The following is an 18,626-nucleotide window of genomic DNA, read 5'->3' as shown; positions in this document are numbered from 1 at the left end:
TCACGTCTCCTCAAATGTCAAAGGCGCTTGGAAGCACGACGATATCGCGGATGGTGACGTTGCGCGGCCGGGTTAGCATGAAGATGATCGCGTCGGCGACTTCCTTGGGCTCGATCAAAGCTCCGGCCTCCTTGGCCTTGCGAAGGTTTTCCTCCGGCCAATCCGCAAGCAGAGCGCTGATCACCGGTCCTGGAGAAACCGACCCCACGCGAATGCCACTTTTCAGAAGCTGGCGTCGCATCGTCTGGACGAAGCAGGTCATCGCCCATTTCGATGACGAATAGACAGGTTCCCATGGAATCGCCGAGTGCCCGGCGACAGAACTCGTGACGACAATGTCGCCGGTGCCGCGTTCGATCATGTGCGGAATGACGTTTCGAACGTTCTTGATGACGACATTGACGTTGAGATTGAGCATCCGATCGATGGTATCGAGATCGGTCTCCATCAGGTCGCCGCCGATATAGGTGCCTGCATTGGCATGCAGGATATCGAGCTTGCCCGTCTTCGACAGGATGCCCTCGAGCAATCCCGCGCACTGGTGCGGATCCAGCAAGTTGAGCACCAGCGGAATAGCGCGCTCGCCAAGCCGGGCACAAACCGTCTCAAGGGCCTTCTCATCGCGGTCGACCAGCACGACCGTCGCGCCAGCGGCGAGCATTGCCTCCGTCGAAGCGAGCCCTATTCCGGACGCAGCACCCGTGACCGCCGCGATCTTCCCATTCAATTCCGTCATCGATTTTTCCTCCTGTCTTGATCCTGATTGTCAATTCTTCCCGACGCCGCAAGCGGCATGATAGTCCGAGAGACTCTTCGTCACTCTCCAGATCAAAACCTGTTCCGGATCGAGCGGCGCATCTGCGAAATCCTGTGCGGCCGGCATATGCTGCCAAAGCAACGGCAGCGGTACGGTTTGCCCTCGAAGGGCCCCGCACAGGCGCCGGACGGCCTCTTGTACCTCCGCCGACGCCCAATAATAGCGGATGCGGTCAGACAGCGAGTAATGCCGCAGCCAGCGCATCTCGGCGTCTGTGCCGTGGTAGTGGCGGCTCCAGTTGCCTGGCTGATCGAGCATCAGCGCTTCCATCGCCGCATAGAGCGGACGCTGGCCGTAATCGGGCAAAAGGTCCGAAGCGATCGCATCCAGCGCGTAAAGCGCTTCGCGCAGGACGAAGGTCAGCTCAGGACCGACCTTCAGAATGGGAAAGCCGTCCTCTACCAGCGCGGTCAACGGCCGGGTTCCCTGATAGTCCGTCGAGTGAGCCTCGAAGACGAACTGCGGCTCGTCGGTGAGCACTGATTTCAGCGCGTCTATCTTGTTCCGGTCGTACAGGATGACATTCTGATTGCCGAACTCGACGCCCGGCTGAACGACCAGCCCGATGGCCCGTTCAAACGCCTGGCCGAGTCCGGCCTCCGCAAAGATCCGGCGGTGGACTTCGATCGTCGTCAGCGCCGCTGCAGCCGCCGTCGGATCGATGGTTGTCAGGGTATGATCGGCCCCGCCTGGCGGCGGCACTTCGGTGCCGATGACATAAACCGGCATTGCGCCGCCGGCCCTCTTCGCCGAAGCCTCGGCGACCGCCGCAAGCCGGGCGGCGCGATGGGCCGTGGTTTCGTCATCGAGCGCCACCGGCTCGCCCTTGCAGCCCATCGAGGCATCGAGGTGAATCTTGCGGAATCCGGTCTCGACATAGGCGGCAACCATCTTCTCCGCCTCGGCCATGGCCTCTTCTGCCGGGCGATCGCGCCAAGGATTGGGGCCGAGGTGATCGCCGCCGAGAACGATGAGTTTTTCCGGGCACCCCTCCTCGATGGCTATTTTACGGACGAGGGACGCAAAGTCGCTTGGCGTCATCCCGGTGTAGCCGCCGAGGTGGTTGACCTGGTTGCAGGTCGCTTCGATCAGGACGGTGCTTGCCTGTTGCCGCCCGTGTCGGAGCGCTGCTCGAAGCACGATCGGATGGGCGGAGCATACGGAGGTCACGCCTCTGGGGCGCCCCTCGATCCTCAGCCTGGCCAGTTCATTGAGATGCACCTGCATCACGGACGCCTTTCCGTTGAAGCGATGAACGCATCGAGTTCTTGCTGAGTGCCGGCGCCTTCCATCGGACCCAGCACCGTCACGTTGCGGGCGCCGGCGGCCGAGCCATAGGTCAGAGCTTGCTGCGGAGACATTCCGAGCCGCCGGCAGGTGAGATAGGCACCGCCGAAGCAGTCGCCGGCGCCGGTGGGATCGACCTCCTGAACAACAAATGCCGGAGCGTCGATGCGGTCTCCGTCCCTGCCGAAGTAGGTCGCGCCTTCGGCTCCGCGCTTCAGCACGATCTCCTTGACGCCCACCTCGAACAAGCGGCGGATTGCTTCTGCCTTGCCTTCGACACCGGCGGCACGCTCAAGCTCCTCTCCGGACGGCAGAAGCAAATCGGCGGCAGCGACAAGCTTGGAAAACCGACGCTCGGTGTCCTTGTCCAGCTTCAATTCCTTGCGAATGTTCGGATCCACCGAGAGCGTTCCCCCGCGTGCCTTGACGATGCCGACCGCCTTGTCGATCACCGCGCGCGCGCTGGGGACCGACAGAGCGGAACCCATCACGTGAAGATGGCCGCTCCGATTGATGAGATCGCCGACCGTTTGAGACCAGCCGAAGCGTGCGGCTGCTGATGTGGCGATGTTGTAGACGAAATCCCGGGAGCCATCCTTGCGGTAGCGGACAAAGGCGCTTCCTGTGGGATAATCCGGATCGATCGAGATCGTCGAAACATCGACGCCGTCGCGTTTGAGGCGATCGGTATTGACACGACCGAAATCGTCATCGCCGACGGCGCCGACCATCGCGGCCTTGCCGCCGAGGCGCCCGCATTGCGAGATGAAGATCGCCGGCGCTCCGCTCGCGAACGGACCGACGAGCGGCTGGGCTTCAAGAAAACCGTCTCCGACCGTCGTGGCGACGATCTCGACGAGGATCTCCCCTACGCAAACCGTGGGACCAAGCTGGTCCGGAGCCAGTACTGAAGTCATTTGCAATCCTGCTTTCGATCGTTCTTGTCATCAACTCGTCGCCGACTGGACCGGCGCACCGTCCTCGCCGCCGAACTCCTCGCTCTCCAATGACAGAAAGCGCTGGTGCAACATGCACGCCGCCCCGAAGGCGGAACCGAACTCCGCATCATCGTCCACGACGATCTCAGGCGTGGGGAAAGGTATATTCTGTCCCTCCGACATGTGGACCGCCACACGGGCCGCCACCATCGGGTAGAGAGACGCCACGGAGCCACCCAGCACGATCCTGTCGGGGTCGAGCAGCCGACAGGCCTGCAGCAATGCGTATGCGAGATGGCGCGACCAGGTTTCGGCGATATTGACCGCGGCCGGGACACGGTCATGAACGTCGCCAAGGAACTCCTGCAGGTCGACGTGCTTACGTCCAATAGCCTCGCGATACTGCCTGATCAGCACTTCGCGACCGATCAGTTGCTCAAACTTCTGACCGCCGCTTCCCGGCACCAGGGTGTGGCCGATTTCTCCCGCCAGGCCGTGGCCGCCCCGGAACAGTTTGCCATCGATCATGATGCCGCCGCCGACGCCCGTTTCCATCAGCAGGAACAGGGTCACGCCTGAGACGCCGTGACGATAGCTGTCGCCGATCGCAAACGCGTTGGCGTCGTTTTCAACGGCGATCGGGACGGCGGCCGGGAAGGCGGACTGCCCAATCTCCTTCAACGACACCTCCCGCCAGCCGATGATGGGTGCGAGGGTGACAATTCCGTCCGGCCGGATGTGGGCCGGCGCCGATATGCCGAGACCCTTGCACCGTCCGATCATCCTCTTTTCCATCGCACTGACAATCAGCTCGACGCCCTCGGCCACGGCCTTTTCCACGGTCGAAGACATGGTGTCGAACGCCATTTTCCGACATGCCCGGACGTCGGCGGAGAGATCGATAACTGCCGCCGAAATATGCTCGACGCCAATTTCGATCCCGACGAAGAATGCGGCATCGGGGACCAGTTCGAGCATGATACCAGGACGCCCGGCACGGGAATGTTCCAGGCGCTGCTTGCCGCTCTCGTCCGACTCCTGAACGAACCCACCTTCCGTCAGTTCGGCGACGATCTCTCCCGAGGATGAGCGATTCATCCCGAGCTTCCGGGCGAGATCCGCCCGGCTGAGGCTTCGGTGGGCATAGATCGTCTGCAAGGCGGCGACGATATTGTTCTGCCGGATCCTGCGCGGCGAACTTCCGATGGAGACGGTGTCGTTCATCTTTCAATTCCCTTCAGTCGGCCCAACCCTTACACGACTGGAACAGGCTGTCAGAGGGATAATCAGGGCCGCGCGTTTGTGGCGCGGCGACGCTTGGCCTCTTCATATTTCAGCTCGATGTAGCGCTTCGCGTGCGCGGCCAGCGGATCATTATCCTCCCAGGTGTCGCGCCAGATCGCACAGGCGAGCGACAGGCCTTCGTCCACGACCGTCGTCGAGAAGCTTTCGAACACGATGTCGCGCTTGTAGTCGATGTCGAGCAGAGCGTCGAAGATCAGATCGAAGTTGATGACACCGTCGCCGAGGTAACCGCGATTGCTCTCGCCGATGTGGAAGTAGCCGATCTTGTCGCCGGCCAGGCGGATCGCGGCGGCCGGATTGGCTTCCTCGATGTTCATATGGAATGTGTCGAGGTGGAGACGGACATGCTCTGATCCCGTCTCGGCGATGAACTTCAGCCCCTGCGCCGCCGTATTCAGCAAGTTCGTCTCGAACCGGTTGACAACCTCCAGGACGAGGTCGACGTTCGCTTGTCTCGCGACTTCGGCGATCGCGGCGATCGCGGCGACGCTGTTGTCCCAGCCCTTCTTCGTCGGCTGGCGATTGTACTTGGTGTGCGCGGAATAGAGAATCCCGCCGAGCTTGTTGCCGCCGATGTCACGGACCGCCCGAACGGCGTCGGCCAGCGTCTGCTTGCCGGCGGACACAGCAGAGGTATCCTCACTCGATACGTCCCTGTCGAGCGACAGGCCCATCGTCACGCCAATCTCCACGTCAAGCGACTGCGCAAGCTTTGCCAGTCGATCGAGATTGAATTTCTCGGGGCGCAGATAGGCAAATTCGATGGTGCGATATCCGTGTTCGGCCGTCTTGTTGAGGGCCGTCTCCAGCCCTTCCTGCGTTTGGCCGCCTGTCCATACAAATGAATGGATACCCAATCGACGCATAGCCTTTTCCTCCAAAAAATGCCTTTGGCTGCGGACAGTGCTATGCCATTTAGTTTGGCAAGACAACAAATAATTTTGGCTGAAAATCCTTTGCTGCTTTGCAAAATTACCTTGCAATGCAATATTTTAAGCCTGTGCGCATTGCATTCCACTCTCCGCCGGAAATTACTTTCTGCAAAAATCAATGAGATAGATCCATGATTTGCATGTTTAGACAACAAATGTTGCGCCGGTGGTTTTTTTGGCCTACACAAAGGACCGGCGAAATGATCTCGCTGCAATTTGGGAGGATTGAAAATGAACTATGCTTTGAAGGCTAGCGCGCTTGCGCTGACGCTCAGCCTCGCCACGACCGCGTCGCCGGCCTGGGCTGATTTCTGGTCCGACGCCGGCGCCAAATTCAAGGGCGTGACACTGCACGGCGTCACCGAAAGCACCCCGCCATCGAACTACATCAGGAACGTGCTCGCTCCGGAATTCGAAAAGAAGACCGGCATCAAGGTCGACATCGAGACGACGTCCTGGGATCAAATGTACGACAAGGCCATCAAGGACATGGAAGCCAAGACCGGCATCTATGACATGGTCTACATCGAGCAGGACATCATCTACTCCTATCTCGCCAGGGATTTCCTCGTCGACATCACGAAGACGCTGAAAGACCAGCCGGATCTGAAGGCGCCGACCTACGACGATGCGAACTTCACCAGCTTCGCCGACTACTTCAAGGACTCGAGCGGCGATCTCTTCGGCGTTCCGATGGAAGCCTTCCTGAAGGCGTATCTCTATCGCAAGGACCTCTTCGACGATCCGAAGATCAAGGAAGCCTTCAAGAAGGAAACCGGCAAGGACCTGAAGCCGGCGACCACACACGCGGAATACACCGAGATCGCCGACTTCTTCACGAAGTACGGCAAGGACAACGGCATGGAGCTCTGGGGCACCACCGCTCAGGCACATACAGGCCATCCGGCGTCCTGGTATGAATTCTTCGAGTCCATCGCGCCGACCTTCGGCGTCTACAATTGGGGCATCGACGCCAAGAACAACTATGCGGCGACGATCGAACATGGCGGCGCGATGAACGGCGACAAGGCAAAGGCCGCGTTGAAGTACTGGCTGCACCTGCGCGACATCGCTCCTCCGGAATCGACGCAGTCAACCTGGACGGAAACCGCGACGACCTTCGCCGCGGGCCGCGTCGCCCAGGGACTGATCTATGGTGAGAACGCCGCGTGGATCGCGAGCGATCCGGCGCAGTCGAAAGTGGTCGGCCAGGTCGGTTTCGCTCTGCCGCCGCTCGAGCCGGGCGTGCTGGACGACGCGAAAGCTGGAAAGGGCTATATCGGCTACTACGATGGCGGCGCCTTCGGCGTGCCGGTTACGTCCAAGAACAAGGAAGCGTCACTGCTGTTCCTCGAATTCATCGGTCAGAACGAAGTGCAGCCCGATTGGGCCATCGCCGCACCGCGCATCACCAATACGGCGACGTTCGACGATCCGAAGGTGAAGGAGATGGACGTCAAGCTCGGCGGCTTCTACACGATGCTGAAGGACGACGGCAAGCTCTTCGCCGGCGCTCCCCCCTACCCCTTCCATGCGCAGGTGCGTGAAGCGACCGCGCCTATCTTCTACGACATCCTGACCGGCAAGATCGGTCCCGATGAAGGCCTCGACCAGATGGCGGCCAAGGCCGAAGAAGAGCTCACCTCGCTCGGCTATCGCAAATAAAAAATCCTCCCCAACTTGACGGGTCGTTGCGACGACCCGTCATCTTCCGTTCCCAGATGGGCCGGACATCCACATAGTGTTCAATGGGGGATAGGCGATGCATTCGCAGAAGCTCGGGTGGCTGTTGCTGTCACCGACCATAGTGATCCTCGGACTGTTCGGGATCTTTCCGTTCATCTACGTCCTCTGGGTCTCTTTCCATTCATGGAACCCGTTCGCGGCCAATCCGGGCATGATCTTCAACTGGGCTGAGAACTATCGGCGGCTCGTCTTCGACCCGCAGTTCCTGGCATCGCTCGGCATAACCCTGACATTCGTCTTCTTCGCGGTCGTGTCGGAGCTGGTCCTCGGCTACATCCTCGCCCAGGCGCTGCTCAAGGACTTTCCCGGAAAAGCGGTGTTTCGCACGATCCATACTCTGCCCCTGATCATGGCGCCGATCATCGTCGGCTCGGTCTGGAAGCTGATGACCACCCCGTCCATCGGCATCATTCCCTATCTTCTGAGGAGCTGGTTCGGCTACGATCTGAATATCGGCCAGAGCGCTGTCGCGGCCTTCACCGTCACTGTCATCATGGACATCTGGCACTGGACGCCGCTCGTCACCCTCTCGCTGATCGCCGCACTCGTCTCGCTTCCATCAGACCCGTTCGAGCAGGCGCAGATCGACGGCGCCGGCAAAAGCCAGATCTTCTGGCACATCACGCTCCCCCTGATCCGCCCGGCCCTGCTCGCCACAGTGTTCATCAGGCTGATGGACGCGCTGCGCACCGTCGACGAAGTCCTGATGCTGACCGGCGGCGGTCCGGGTTCTTCGACGCGCTACATCGGCGTCCATATCTTCAGGGAAGTCTTTCCCAAGACGAATTACGGCTACGGTTCGGCGATCTCCGTCATCGTCCTCTATCTCACCATCGTCGTCTGCTGGCTGCTCTATGTCGGTTTGATTGCACCCCGCGTGAAGAGAGGTTGAAGCGATGAAGACCCGTTTTCCCTGGCTTCCGGTCGTCCTCTGGACCCTGATAAGCCTCGCGACCCTTTTCCCGATCTACTGGCTCTTCGTCATATCGGTGAAACAGCCCTTCGACCTGTTCTCGACGCCCGATGTCATTCTCCGGAGCTTCTTCTGGAAGAACTACCAGGACGTGCTGACCAATCCGACCTTGCGCGGATACATGCTCAACTCGATGATCATTTCGTCGGGCAACGCGCTGCTCGTCACCACGCTCGGCTTCCTTGCCTGCTACGCCCTGACGCGCTTCGACCTCGCAGGCAAGGAAAGCATCTTCTTCTGGACGATCACCAACCGCATGGCGCCGCCGGCGGTCTTCCTGCTGCCGCTTTTCCTGCTGCTGACGCAGGTCTACAAGATCGGCGACTTCTCGCTCGCCGATTCCAAGCTGGGCATGATCCTGGTCTACTGCTCCTTCAACCTTCCCTTCGCCATCTGGACGCTGCGCCCGACCGTGGAAGGCATTCCGAAGGAATTGGACGAGGCGGCCTATATGGACGGCGCGAGCCCATGGACCGTCCTCTATGATATCATCTTTCCTTTGGCACGGCCCGGACTTGCGGTGACGCTGATCCTGACCTGGGTGTTTGCCTGGAACGAATATCTGCTGGCGGCGACGCTTACCAACTTCCATGCGCGGACACTCACCACCGGCCTGTCGGAATATGTGACGACGACGGGGACGGCCTGGGGCATCATGGCCGCGATCTCCATGCTGACCTTGGTTCCGGCGCTCATCGTCTTTTCGGTGGTGCAGCGTCACATCGTCGCCGGCCTGACCTTCGGCGCCGTGAAAGGATGAAACGATGACGTCTCAATCAGGAAATAACGAACGCAAGCCGGGGTTTCTGCCGATCGAAACGAACTGGTTCGACCGGCTCTTCATCTCGATCGTGATCTGGGTCGCGCTCTCGCTGTTCTGGATGCGGTTCATCGAGCCGTTCGGGCCTTCGGTATGGTTTGCGGCGGCAATCTCGGCGGTCCTTGGCGCCTATGTCGTCTGGAAGGGATGAGATGATGAATTCCGTCAACGACATCAAGTCACAAGCTGCGCTTTAGGGGGAACGACATTGGCAAACGTACAGGTTAGCGACGTCACCAAGAAATATGGCTCTCTTCAGGTCATGCATGGCGTCAGCGTCGACATCGAGGACGGCGAATTCGTCGTTCTGGTCGGTCCCTCCGGATGCGGCAAGTCCACCCTGCTCCGGATGATCGCCGGGCTGGAGACGGTCAGCAGCGGAGACATCCGGATCGGCGGCCGTGTCGTCACCGACGCTCCTCCAAAGGAGCGTGACATCGCGATGGTCTTCCAGAGCTACGCGCTCTATCCCCACAAGACGGTCGCCGAGAATATGGGCTTTCCGCTGAAGATGGCCAAACGTCCGAAGGCGGAGATCAACGAGAAGGTCGGCAGGGCGGCAGAGATCCTCGATCTGACGCGTTATCTCGACCGCTATCCGAAGCAACTGTCGGGCGGACAGCGTCAACGCGTGGCGATGGGCCGTGCCATCGTCCGAGATCCGAAGGTCTTCCTGTTCGACGAGCCATTGTCGAACCTCGACGCTAAACTCCGCGTCACCATGCGCGTCGAGATCAAGGAGCTTCACCAGCGGCTGAAGACCACCACCGTCTACGTCACGCACGATCAGATCGAGGCGATGACGATGGCTAACAAGATCGTGGTGATGCGCGATGGTAGGGTCGAGCAGATCGGCAAGCCTCTCGATCTCTACGACTTCCCCGTCAACCTCTTCGTCGCCGGCTTCATCGGCAGCCCATCGATGAACTTCCTTGAGGGCCGCATAGCCACCCGCGACGGCAGGAAGATCGTCGTCACCGACCAGGGCATCACCCTTCCCATGGCGGATACGAATGCAGATGAAGGGAGAGCCGTTACCTACGGCATCCGACCGGAGCACATCACGATCGGCGAAGAAGGCGTTCCGGTCGAGGTATCGGTGTTCGAGCCGACGGGTTCCGAGACATTGATCTTCGGTCGCACGGGAGGCGTGCCGATCGACGCCCTGATCCGTGAGCGTATCGAGGTCGACCCCGGACGGACGATGTACTTCCACATCGATCCCCGACGTGCACATATCTTCGATCGGGAAACAGGCCAGAGACTTTAGGAGAACGACCCATGGAGTTCAAAGGAAAGACGGTGATCGTGACCGGCGCCGGCAAAGGCATCGGACGCGAAATTGTAAGGATGCTCGTCGAACGGGGTGCGCAGGTCGTCGCGCTTACCCGCAGTGCTGCCGACGTCGAAGCGCTGCGAGGGGAATTCGGCTGCCGGGCCATCCAGGTCGATCTCGCGGATGCCGATGCGACCAGAAAGGCGGCAATCGCTGCCCTTCCCGCAGATTTCCTTATCAACTGCGCCGGCACGACCGAGCTTCAGCCGTTCCTGGAGACAACCGTCGAAGCATTCGATCGTCTCGTCGCGGTCAACACGCGTGCTCCGATGATCGTCGCCCAGGAATATGCCCGCTCGCTGATCAAGGAGGGCCGTCCAGGCGCCATCGTCAATGTCTCGTCGGTCGCATCCTTCGTCGGCATCCCCGATCACGCGGCCTATTGTGCATCGAAGGGTGGATTGGATGGCTTGACGCGGGTCATGGCAAAGGAGCTCGCGCCTCACGGCATCCGCGCGAACGGCGTCCACCCAACGGTAACGTTGACACCAATGGCGGTGAAGGCATGGAGCGATCCCGAAAAGGCCGCGGGGATGATGAAGCGAATTCCGGTCGGTCGCTTCGCCGAGCCGGCAGACATCGCCGAGGTTGTTCTTTTCCTGCTCTCCGACCAGGCTGCCATGGTGAACGGCATATCGATGCCGGTGGACGGCGGTTATATGATTGCCTGAAGGTCAGGACTAACGTGCAGTACGACCCTGCCGAGTAGTACGATGCTGCGATTGCAATACGGGAAGCGGCGAGGTTGACCGCCGCACCAACCGGCGCAGCTCATCTTGATCGACAAAGTGATCCGTCACTCCAGCTTCTTTATCTGGATGACTGAAGACAAGACCGTCGGAATCCTCAAGCTTCAGCGCTTGCTCCGTATTCATGATCCCCAGTGCCTGGCGCTCGTATTCGGACTCGAGCGCCGCCTCGACGATGGCTTTTTTCTTGCGCATGTCCATGTCCTCCGTTGCTTAAAAGATAACGGACAGGCGGAGTCGCGGTTCCCATCAGGGCATCACGATATGAAACCCGTTGAAACGAACGCCCCGTCGATACACGGCCCGCCATCGCGCGGCCCGAACTGTTTTTATGGCCTCACTACGAGGTTTGGCGCTGCCACCAGCATGCCACTACGGCCGCCAAACAGGCGCCTTTTTCCAAGGCCAAAAATTCGCTACTGATGCAAGGAAAATCAAAGTGGTGCAGCAAGAGTCAGCTGAGCGAGAGCCCTTGAACGTCATTTTAGAACTATCGCCTTGACAGGAATCGAACCGAGAACATGAAAGCGGCCACATTTACCGCGACCGGCGCGATAAATGTTCATGCCCCGGGGGAGACCTTCAATGCGCGGGCTCAGGCGCACCCCTTGAGGCTCCAAGGCTTTGCGCTGACGCAATACCCTTTGCCCTCGCGAGAAATCGATCACCGCGCCGCCGGTGAGGCGGCAAGAACGGGCAGTCGTCTGGGATTTGATGAGCAACGCCGGCAAGATAGGCAGAGGAGCTGCGATCGTTTTGACGGGTCTTTTTATTCGTCAAGCAGTTCCCGCAGCGAGAAATATTTTTGACAATTAGCAAATTCTCACGAACTCGACATCCAACAGCTTTCCTAATTTTTCGATGCTGCTCCCAATGTGTCCGACGCCGACTGCGCAATGATGCGCCGGTCCTTCGGCGTTCCAATTTTCGACGAACGCGCGCGCCCCGATTGGAAATTGATAGCGGCTGTTGGTGTTTCCAATCTCCAGGATCGGTCCGGGCACCGATTGTCCTTCGGCGCACAACAGCTTCACTTTTCCGGCGCACTCCACCACCGAGAGCAGTGTTACCGGGCCATTCCTAACCGACATTTCGACACTAACGCCGGAGCCGACCTTGCCGTGATAGACCTCCAGAGGACGGATCTTGGTTCGACCCTCTGCAATTTTGGTATGGCCTGGACCATCATGGCCCATCAGGACCACATCTGCATCGAAATCCATTGCATAATATTCGGTGAAGGAACCTCCGGTGCCGAAACTGTCCATGATCTTCATGGCCTGCGCGTTCTTGATCTCATATTCGCCAGCAACCGGTATGCCTTCGGCGGTGAGCATCGAACACCCAACGATTACCGACGTGATGACGTCCTCGTATTCATGCCCGGACACCGATTCATAATAATAGGCGAGCGAGCCGAGACGCTTCGCGTCAACGAGTTTGCGCAGCGCGACAGCAGTTCTTGCCGCCCGCGCCAGTTCGTCCGGATCGCAATCCGGCTGCACGTCGAATTCCGTTCGGATTCTGTCCAAGCAGGCCGCCACTTCCGCCTCGCCAACATCGCGTCTCAGGCGTGCTAGTTCGTCAATCTCCACCACTTCGATGTGTGTCCCGAATGCCGTGCTTTGGGCTGTGAGATCGGAATAGATATCGAGCATGCCGTTGTAATAGCGCCCCATGACGCCAAGGCGATTATGCGACATGACGTGGGCTACCCGTGCGGCCTCGATCCACTCCTCGATCTCGTTGTCGACAAACGGGTCATCGTTGAGAACGCCTGTTACTTGGTGGAACCGAATGCCCGCTCGAGTGAACACATTGGCAATCTCGGGCACCGGGCATGCAGCGCAGTGCGCCAGCCACTCGCCGGTCATGGCAGTCCTGTTGCCGAGTGCGTTGAAGGACGCGTAGTCGATCGCACCAGCCGGCTGCAGATTCAAAATAATGACCGGCACCTTTGCACGCCGAACAACCGGCAAGACGGTCGACGATAGAGCGTAGGTGGTGATGTAAAGGAAAATGATATCGACATCGGCCTGGCGAAACAGATGGCCGGCATCGACGGCCTTCTCCGGAGTATCGACGAGGCCAAGATTGACGACTTCGACCCCGGGCCGTTCCAGCTTGGACGCGACGACATGTACATATCCGCGCAGCCTTGCTTCGAGACCGTCAAACTGCGGCCAATAGGCCTCCAGACCGATACCGAACAGGCCGGCCTTCAAGGGGCGATCAGACATTCCATTTTCTCCTGGAATTATGGCGGGGTCAGCCCTGCAGGCGGACACGAAGCTGGTCGAGGCCCACGGCCAGAAGCAACACGACACCGCGCGTGACATCCTGCCAGAAACTGGACACGTTCATGAGGGTTAGGCCGTTGTTCAGAGTTCCGAGGATCAGCACCGCAATCAGCGTACCCCAGACGCTTCCCCGCCCGCCAAAGAGGCTCGTGCCTCCAAGAATGATAGCGGCGATGATCGTCAGCAGATGCTGACTTGCTGCATTCGGGGCTGCCGCGCCGAGCATTGCTGCAAGAATGATACCAGCGGCAGCGCCTGAAATGCCTGAGATCACGTAGAGGATCATCTGGGTGCGCTCGACAGGCACGCCGAGAAGACTGCTGGCCTCGGGATTGCCGCCGGTTGCGTAGACAAACCGTCCGAACGGCGTCTTGGCAAGCACGAGCCAGAGGACGGCAAAGACGATCAGCATGACGATGACGGGAAACGGCACGGAAAAGATGCGACCTGAACCAAGCCAGTTGAAGGCCGGCACGAAAAGCGGCTTGCTCAAGCCACCCGTCATGACCATCGACAGGCCCGAGAAGATGCTCATCGTCCCGAGTGTCACGATCAGGGGATTGAGGCGCAGCTTGGTGACGATCACGCCATTCAAAATTCCGACCCCGGCGCCGATGACCAAGGCTGTCAGGCATCCAACCCAGATATTGATCCCGTTGGAATGCATCAATGCGACGATGACACCGGCCAGTCCGGCAACGGCAGCCACCGACAGGTCGAGTCCACCGCCAATGATCAGCGGCGTTCCGGCTGCGGCCATGAGCCCGATGAAGGCCATGTTCGTGCCGATATTGGCAAGATTGCTCACCGACAGAAAGAACGGCGACAGCATAGCGAAAGCCGCAAGAAGGATGACATAGAAGCCCAGCAGAACCACGATCCCGGCGGCCGGTCTGGCAAGGATCTCCGTCATCGACTGGCGTTGGCTGGTCGTCTTGGGTTCGCTTGCAACGATCGAGTTTGACTTGTTCATGCTTTCTCCAATTCGTTCGCAGCAGACACGGAGTGCGACTCCGCCGCCTGCATCAGCTCGGCGGCCGATGCATTGGCTCCCAGTGCGGCCACGGCCCGGCCCTCTTCGAAGACGATCGCTCGGTCGGCAAGACCGGCGACTTCCTCAGCGTCCGATGAGACGAGGAGTATGCCCAATCCGTTCGCTGCGAGCCGGCGGATCTCCTCATAAATCTCTCGTCGAGCGCCGAGGTCGACCCCGCGGGTCGGTTCCTCGAGAATGAGCAGCTTGGGGTCGCCGAGCAGCCATCGCGCCAGGCACACTTTCTGCTGGTTGCCGCCGGACAGGAGTCTTATCTCCTGCTCCGGACCCGTCGTCTTGACGCGCAGGGTGCGGATCCAGTGTTGCGACATTGCCCGCTCCCGATTGTCATCGACGAGCCCGAAGCGCGTAAAGCGCGTGAGGTAAGGAAGGGTCGTGTTGGTACGGACGGTGAGGTTGGCGATCAGGCCTTGCCGCTTGCGCTCGGCTGCAACGAAACCGATACCGCTTCGAATGCTTGACCGCGGGTTCGACAACGCCGTTTCGGCTGTCCCCATCCGGATTGAACGGACCCTCGCCTTGGGCTCCGCCCCATAAATGGCTCTGCCGACCTTCTCAATCCCGGAGCCGATCAAGCCGAACGCACCCAGGACCTCGCCGCGGTGCACCGAAAAGGACACGTCGCTGAGCCAGCCTGGCAGCGACAGTCCTTCGACAGCCAGGATCGTCTCGTCCGGCAGGGATTGCGGCTTTGCCGGAAAAAGATCGCCGAGATCGCCTCCGAGCATCGCCCGCAGCACCTCGTCGTGACTGGTGGCGCTCGTCTGGAACTGGCCGCGTACCTCGCCGTCCCGCAATACGACGATCCGGTCGGAGAGGCGAAACACCTCGTCGAGGTAGTGGGAGATATAGATGATCGTGACGCCGTCGGCGCGAAGCGCATCGATCACCCCGAACAGGGTTTCGGCATCTGCTTCTCCGAGTGCAGCAGTCGGTTCATCCATGATCAGAATACGAGCCTGGCCGGCCAATGCCCGGGCGATCTCGACGATCCGCTGCTCCGGAAGCGATAGCGATCCCATTCTCCGGCTCGCAGAGACATGACCGAGCTTCAGTCGACCGAGCAGCGTCGTCGCTTGCCTCTGCATGGCGGCACGGTCGACGAAACTTATGCCGGCGATCTTGCGCTGGGGCATCGATCCCAATGCGATGTTCTCCGCGACCGACAAGTCCGGATGCACGGACAGTTCCTGCGGCATCAAGCGAATGCCCGATGCTATGGCCGCACGTGCCGACGTGATGTCGACTGCGGCCCCATCGATCTGTATCTGTCCGGCGTCGCAGGAATAGACGCCGGACAGGATCTTCATCAGCGTAGATTTGCCTGCACCGTTAGCCCCGAGCAGCGCCACGACCTCGCCAGCATCGGCCGAACAGGTGACGTTTTTCAGGACCTGCACGCCGGAGAAGGACTTGGTGACGTTGGTGATTTGGAGCCGCGCCACGCGGTTCTCCGTGCTTGATACAGTCTGCATCAGAATCGCCTCCGACCCCAGATCATTGCTTGGGGAGAATTGCCTCGTAGCCCTTCAACCAATCCTCTTTTTTCAGACCGGAGAGATAGCTTGCGAACTCCGCCTCGGGAAACGTGTAACCGTCGGCTTCGCCGGCGCACGCGAACTCCTTGTAGAATTTGCAGATGTTTGCCTTGGTTACCATCTGATGGGTGACGAAGGTTGCCTCCGGCACGGCCTTGCCGGCGAGCGCAGACAGTGCAATCGGAATGAGATAATTCCCGTAGCTGCCTGGAAACGAACCCGTCGCCGCCACGAGTTTCGGGTCCGTGGCAAGCGCCTCGGCTTCATCCGCGCCGTTGCCGACGGCGATGGCCTGATCAACACGTCCGGCTGCTCGGACGGCCTGCAGCATGCCCATGGTCGCCTGGTCGTTGATCGCGATGATCAAAATCGGCGCGCCTGGCGGAATGCGGCCGAGCACATTGTTCATCTGGGTGTAGGATTCCTGCAGCGTATTCTTCGTATCGATCTCGATGATGTGGTCGGCCGGGAAATCCTTGGTCAGGGCCAGGAAGCCGGCGCGCTGACCTTCCGTGCGCATGCGCGGGATGACGCCCGACTGGGGCAGTGCGCCGATGACGAGATAGCCGCTTTTTACCGTGTCCGCGCCAAACTGTTTTGCCGCAGCCGTTGCAAGGTAGGACCCGCCCATGAAACCGGACTTCGGATTGTTCACGCCGAAGAAACTTGCACCGGGCATGGGGATATCGATTGCCGTAACCTTGGTGCCATCTTGCTTGAACACGTCCATCACGGTCTGACCGAAGTTTGCGTCGGTCTGAAACTCGATGACGTAGTCAACCTTGCGTTCGGCAAAAGACTTGGCATTGGCAAGCGCGGTCGGCCCATCGAGGCGGTTGTCGGCGACGACGAGTTCCACGCCGGCAGCATCGGCGTTTGCCTGAATGCCTTTCTCCACGAGCACCCCGAAAGCGATGTCACGCTGAAGATTGGCAAAGCCGATGCTGTACTTGCTGCCGTTTTTCGGAGGCGTCACTTTCGACGCGTCGGCGGCCATGGCTTTGAGCGCCTCGGCCGAAAGCATATTGCCGTCGAACTTCGCGGGATCGAACCCGTGGAAATCATCGGCATAGGCAGCAGATGCGGCGAGGCAAGTGGCTGCGACCAGCAGTCTGGCGTGGGTTTTCATGTTTATTCTCCTCCCAGCCGCTACCCTCCCCGGCAGCGGCGATAGCTGATGCAATCAGCGTTTCGGCAAATTCAATCGACTTTGCCCTGACCTGATGACGGTACCATCGGCCACACCTGTTGACACGACGCCAAAATCCACAAAAGTGATCATTTGCATACAAAAAATGATCCTAAAAAGGCGACGTCAAATGACGGAAAACTACTTCGTCTACATGCCTGACAACAGAATTTCTGCAGCATGGGGCTGCACCGCTGTCTCGACGGGCTATTCGGTCATTGCGCCGCACTCCAGTTACCCTCCGAGCCGTCATCCGGACGACCACCATTTCAGCTGGTCTCGAGGCCGCATCCTCCAGGCCTATCAGGTCGTGCTGATCAGCGCCGGCAACGGGAAGCTCGAATTCGGAAACCTGCGCCGACAGGTGCGCGTCACGGAAGGATCGATTTTTCTCCTGTTCCCGGGCGTGTGGCACAGGTTCGCGCCCGATCGGCGAACCGGCTGGACCGAGCACTGGATAGAGTGCCGGGGAACCGCTTTCGATTTTGCGGTGGATGCTGGCCTCCTGCATGTCGAACGCCCGCTCAACCCGGCAAGCGATGAGATCGATCATGTGTTCGCCTCAATCCATGACCTGGCGCGGCAGGATCCCGTGCTTCATCAGCTGGTGATATCCACGCTCGGGTTGCAGCTCCTTGCGCTGCTCTGCCGGCCGGACGATCTGGCAACCGGCGCCGGCGCGCGCCTCGTCGATCGGGCGCGCATGATCCTGATGGAACGCTGCGGAACCTCACAATCGGTCGAGGATCTCGCGGCAGAGATGGGGGTGAGCTACCCCTATTTTCGCCGGCTGTTTCGTGAGCAAACCGGGATGTCGGCGAAACAGTATCAAATGAACGTCCGCATTCAGCGAGCACGCGATTTCCTCGTGAACACCGACAAATCGGTAAAAGAAATCGCCGGCCTGCTCGGCTTTCATTCCGCCTTCCATTTTTCCAGCCAATTCAAAAATGCGGTTGGCTGCGCACCGACGGAATATCGTAGGACCTCTGAGAATTGAGAAGTCTGCCGATCCGTGGCACCGCGCGACCCCAGACGTCCCTCAGTCTGTCTTCGATGTCAGGGACCAGCGGCAGCGTCGAAGACGCAGAAAAGATCATCGCGCAATATGGAGCGATCGGAAGGCATCCGACAAGGCTGCACGCCGTTTCACGGCGTAGAAACGAGAGCGGCTGCTCGACGTGCAATCAGTGGCGAAGCCGCACGTCCGCCAGTCGCTGAAGAGGCGGCGCACCGGCCAATGGGGACCACGATTTTCGGAAGACCTCTTATTTCATTGAAAGCTAATTTGAACTTCGGTAGCTTCCTTTGCGGGAGGACTACAATGCAACACATTGATTCGAATACTGCCGAGCCTATCGTAGCGGCGAAGGTCTGGTGCATCGCGGACTTCTGCTCGCAACACCGATTGGATGGCAAGGAGCAAGCCAAGCTTACTGCTTTGTTCGGTGAGTTCGCGACCATCAGCGAACTCGTCCACAATGTAACGCGTAGATCAAGGTCAAGGTGAAGAGGCCGACCCGGCGAAACGGCTGACGTTTCATGCGCTCACCTGGCCGGCGGCACCAGCGAGCGTGCGATATCGATGATGTCGTCACGCGAGGTTGTCGGATCTTCCCTGTTCCAGGCCATCACGATATGA

At 59.7% G+C, this 18,626-nt stretch carries 18 protein-coding genes and 1 pseudogene; 8 read left to right on the top strand and 11 right to left on the bottom strand.

All coding sequences use genetic code 11. The features are described from left to right. Positions 1-10: 10 nt before the first annotated feature. From RL_RS03395 to RL_RS03375, 5 genes are all read right to left on the bottom strand, one after another. Positions 11-736, bottom strand: coding sequence for an SDR family oxidoreductase (locus tag RL_RS03395; RefSeq protein ID WP_003545418.1), 726 nt, complete (start codon positions 734-736; stop codon positions 11-13). 30 nt (positions 737-766) lie between these two features. Beyond that, positions 767-2,044 carry a D-tagatose-bisphosphate aldolase, class II, non-catalytic subunit gene (locus tag RL_RS03390; RefSeq protein ID WP_041936168.1) on the bottom strand — a complete coding sequence of 426 codons (1,278 nt, stop codon included), beginning with the start codon at positions 2,042-2,044 and terminating at the stop codon, positions 767-769. Then, complete coding sequence (locus RL_RS03385; protein WP_011650420.1) at positions 2,044-3,021, bottom strand: tagatose kinase; 978 nt, start codon at positions 3,019-3,021, stop codon at positions 2,044-2,046. Before RL_RS03385 ends, RL_RS03390 begins: the two co-directional genes overlap by 1 nt. Positions 3,022-3,051: 30 nt before the next feature. Next, positions 3,052-4,266: an ROK family transcriptional regulator gene (locus RL_RS03380; RefSeq protein WP_011650419.1), complete on the bottom strand. Its 1,215-nt coding sequence runs from the start codon at positions 4,264-4,266 to the stop codon at positions 3,052-3,054. Positions 4,267-4,328: 62 nt separating this feature from the next. Further along, a complete protein-coding gene (locus tag RL_RS03375) occupies positions 4,329-5,213 on the bottom strand; it encodes a sugar phosphate isomerase/epimerase family protein (protein WP_011650418.1) in 885 nt (294 codons plus the stop codon). 297 nt (positions 5,214-5,510) lie between these two features. On the opposite strand from RL_RS03375, the gene RL_RS03370 reads away from it, so the two are divergent. The 6 genes from RL_RS03370 (at position 5,511) to RL_RS03345 (ending at position 10,825) form a co-directional block, all read left to right on the top strand. After that, positions 5,511-6,944, top strand: coding sequence for an extracellular solute-binding protein (locus RL_RS03370; protein ID WP_041936167.1), 1,434 nt, complete (start codon positions 5,511-5,513; stop codon positions 6,942-6,944). A gap of 97 nt (positions 6,945-7,041) precedes the next feature. Beyond that, positions 7,042-7,917: a carbohydrate ABC transporter permease gene (locus RL_RS03365; RefSeq protein WP_003545408.1), complete on the top strand. Its 876-nt coding sequence runs from the start codon at positions 7,042-7,044 to the stop codon at positions 7,915-7,917. A 4-nt stretch (positions 7,918-7,921) separates the two neighbouring features. Next, positions 7,922-8,758: a carbohydrate ABC transporter permease gene (locus RL_RS03360; protein WP_003545407.1), complete on the top strand. Its 837-nt coding sequence runs from the start codon at positions 7,922-7,924 to the stop codon at positions 8,756-8,758. Between the two features lie 4 nt (positions 8,759-8,762). Continuing rightward, complete coding sequence (locus RL_RS03355; protein WP_003556377.1) at positions 8,763-8,969, top strand: DUF2160 family membrane protein; 207 nt, start codon at positions 8,763-8,765, stop codon at positions 8,967-8,969. 57 nt (positions 8,970-9,026) lie between these two features. Continuing rightward, positions 9,027-10,088: an ABC transporter ATP-binding protein gene (locus tag RL_RS03350; protein ID WP_011650416.1), complete on the top strand. Its 1,062-nt coding sequence runs from the start codon at positions 9,027-9,029 to the stop codon at positions 10,086-10,088. A gap of 11 nt (positions 10,089-10,099) precedes the next feature. Beyond that, the gene (locus RL_RS03345) at positions 10,100-10,825 is read left to right on the top strand and encodes an SDR family oxidoreductase (protein ID WP_011650415.1); all 726 of its coding nucleotides are present in this window, start codon (positions 10,100-10,102) and stop codon (positions 10,823-10,825) included. Between the two features lie 9 nt (positions 10,826-10,834). On the opposite strand, the gene RL_RS03340 is transcribed toward RL_RS03345, so the two are convergent. The 5 genes from RL_RS03340 to RL_RS03320 all read right to left on the bottom strand — a co-directional run bounded on the left by RL_RS03340 (position 10,835) and on the right by RL_RS03320 (position 16,924). Continuing rightward, a complete protein-coding gene (locus tag RL_RS03340; RefSeq protein ID WP_028740374.1) occupies positions 10,835-11,104 on the bottom strand; it encodes a hypothetical protein in 270 nt (89 codons plus the stop codon). 611 nt (positions 11,105-11,715) lie between these two features. Next, positions 11,716-13,143 (bottom strand): L-arabinose isomerase family protein, encoded by a 1,428-nt coding sequence (locus tag RL_RS03335; protein ID WP_011650413.1) that lies wholly within the window; start codon positions 13,141-13,143, stop codon positions 11,716-11,718. Positions 13,144-13,171: 28 nt separating this feature from the next. Next, a complete protein-coding gene (locus RL_RS03330) occupies positions 13,172-14,176 on the bottom strand; it encodes an ABC transporter permease (protein WP_011650412.1) in 1,005 nt (334 codons plus the stop codon). Then, entirely contained in the window at positions 14,173-15,732 is a 1,560-nt protein-coding gene (locus tag RL_RS03325) for a sugar ABC transporter ATP-binding protein (protein ID WP_011650411.1), read from the bottom strand. Before RL_RS03325 ends, RL_RS03330 begins: the two co-directional genes overlap by 4 nt. A gap of 22 nt (positions 15,733-15,754) precedes the next feature. Continuing rightward, the gene (locus tag RL_RS03320) at positions 15,755-16,924 is read right to left on the bottom strand and encodes a sugar ABC transporter substrate-binding protein (RefSeq protein ID WP_041936166.1); all 1,170 of its coding nucleotides are present in this window, start codon (positions 16,922-16,924) and stop codon (positions 15,755-15,757) included. Positions 16,925-17,114: 190 nt separating this feature from the next. On the opposite strand from RL_RS03320, the gene RL_RS03315 reads away from it, so the two are divergent. Together RL_RS03315 and RL_RS40410 are read left to right on the top strand one after the other, a co-directional pair. Further along, entirely contained in the window at positions 17,115-17,984 is an 870-nt protein-coding gene (locus RL_RS03315; RefSeq protein ID WP_028740378.1) for a helix-turn-helix domain-containing protein, read from the top strand. Between the two features lie 324 nt (positions 17,985-18,308). After that, a complete protein-coding gene (locus RL_RS40410) occupies positions 18,309-18,494 on the top strand; it encodes a hypothetical protein (protein WP_028740379.1) in 186 nt (61 codons plus the stop codon). A 38-nt stretch (positions 18,495-18,532) separates the two neighbouring features. On the opposite strand, the pseudogene RL_RS40405 reads toward RL_RS40410, so the two are convergent. After that, positions 18,533-18,622 (bottom strand): annotated as a pseudogene (locus RL_RS40405) (LysR family transcriptional regulator); the annotation flags it as partial. Positions 18,623-18,626: the final 4 nt, after the last annotated feature.

The sequence above is a fragment of the Rhizobium johnstonii 3841 genome (genome assembly GCF_000009265.1).
Classification (GTDB): domain Bacteria; phylum Pseudomonadota; class Alphaproteobacteria; order Rhizobiales; family Rhizobiaceae; genus Rhizobium; species Rhizobium acaciae.
The sequence above is the reverse complement of the archived record's forward strand: the minus strand, read 5'-3'. Positions and strand labels throughout refer to the sequence as shown.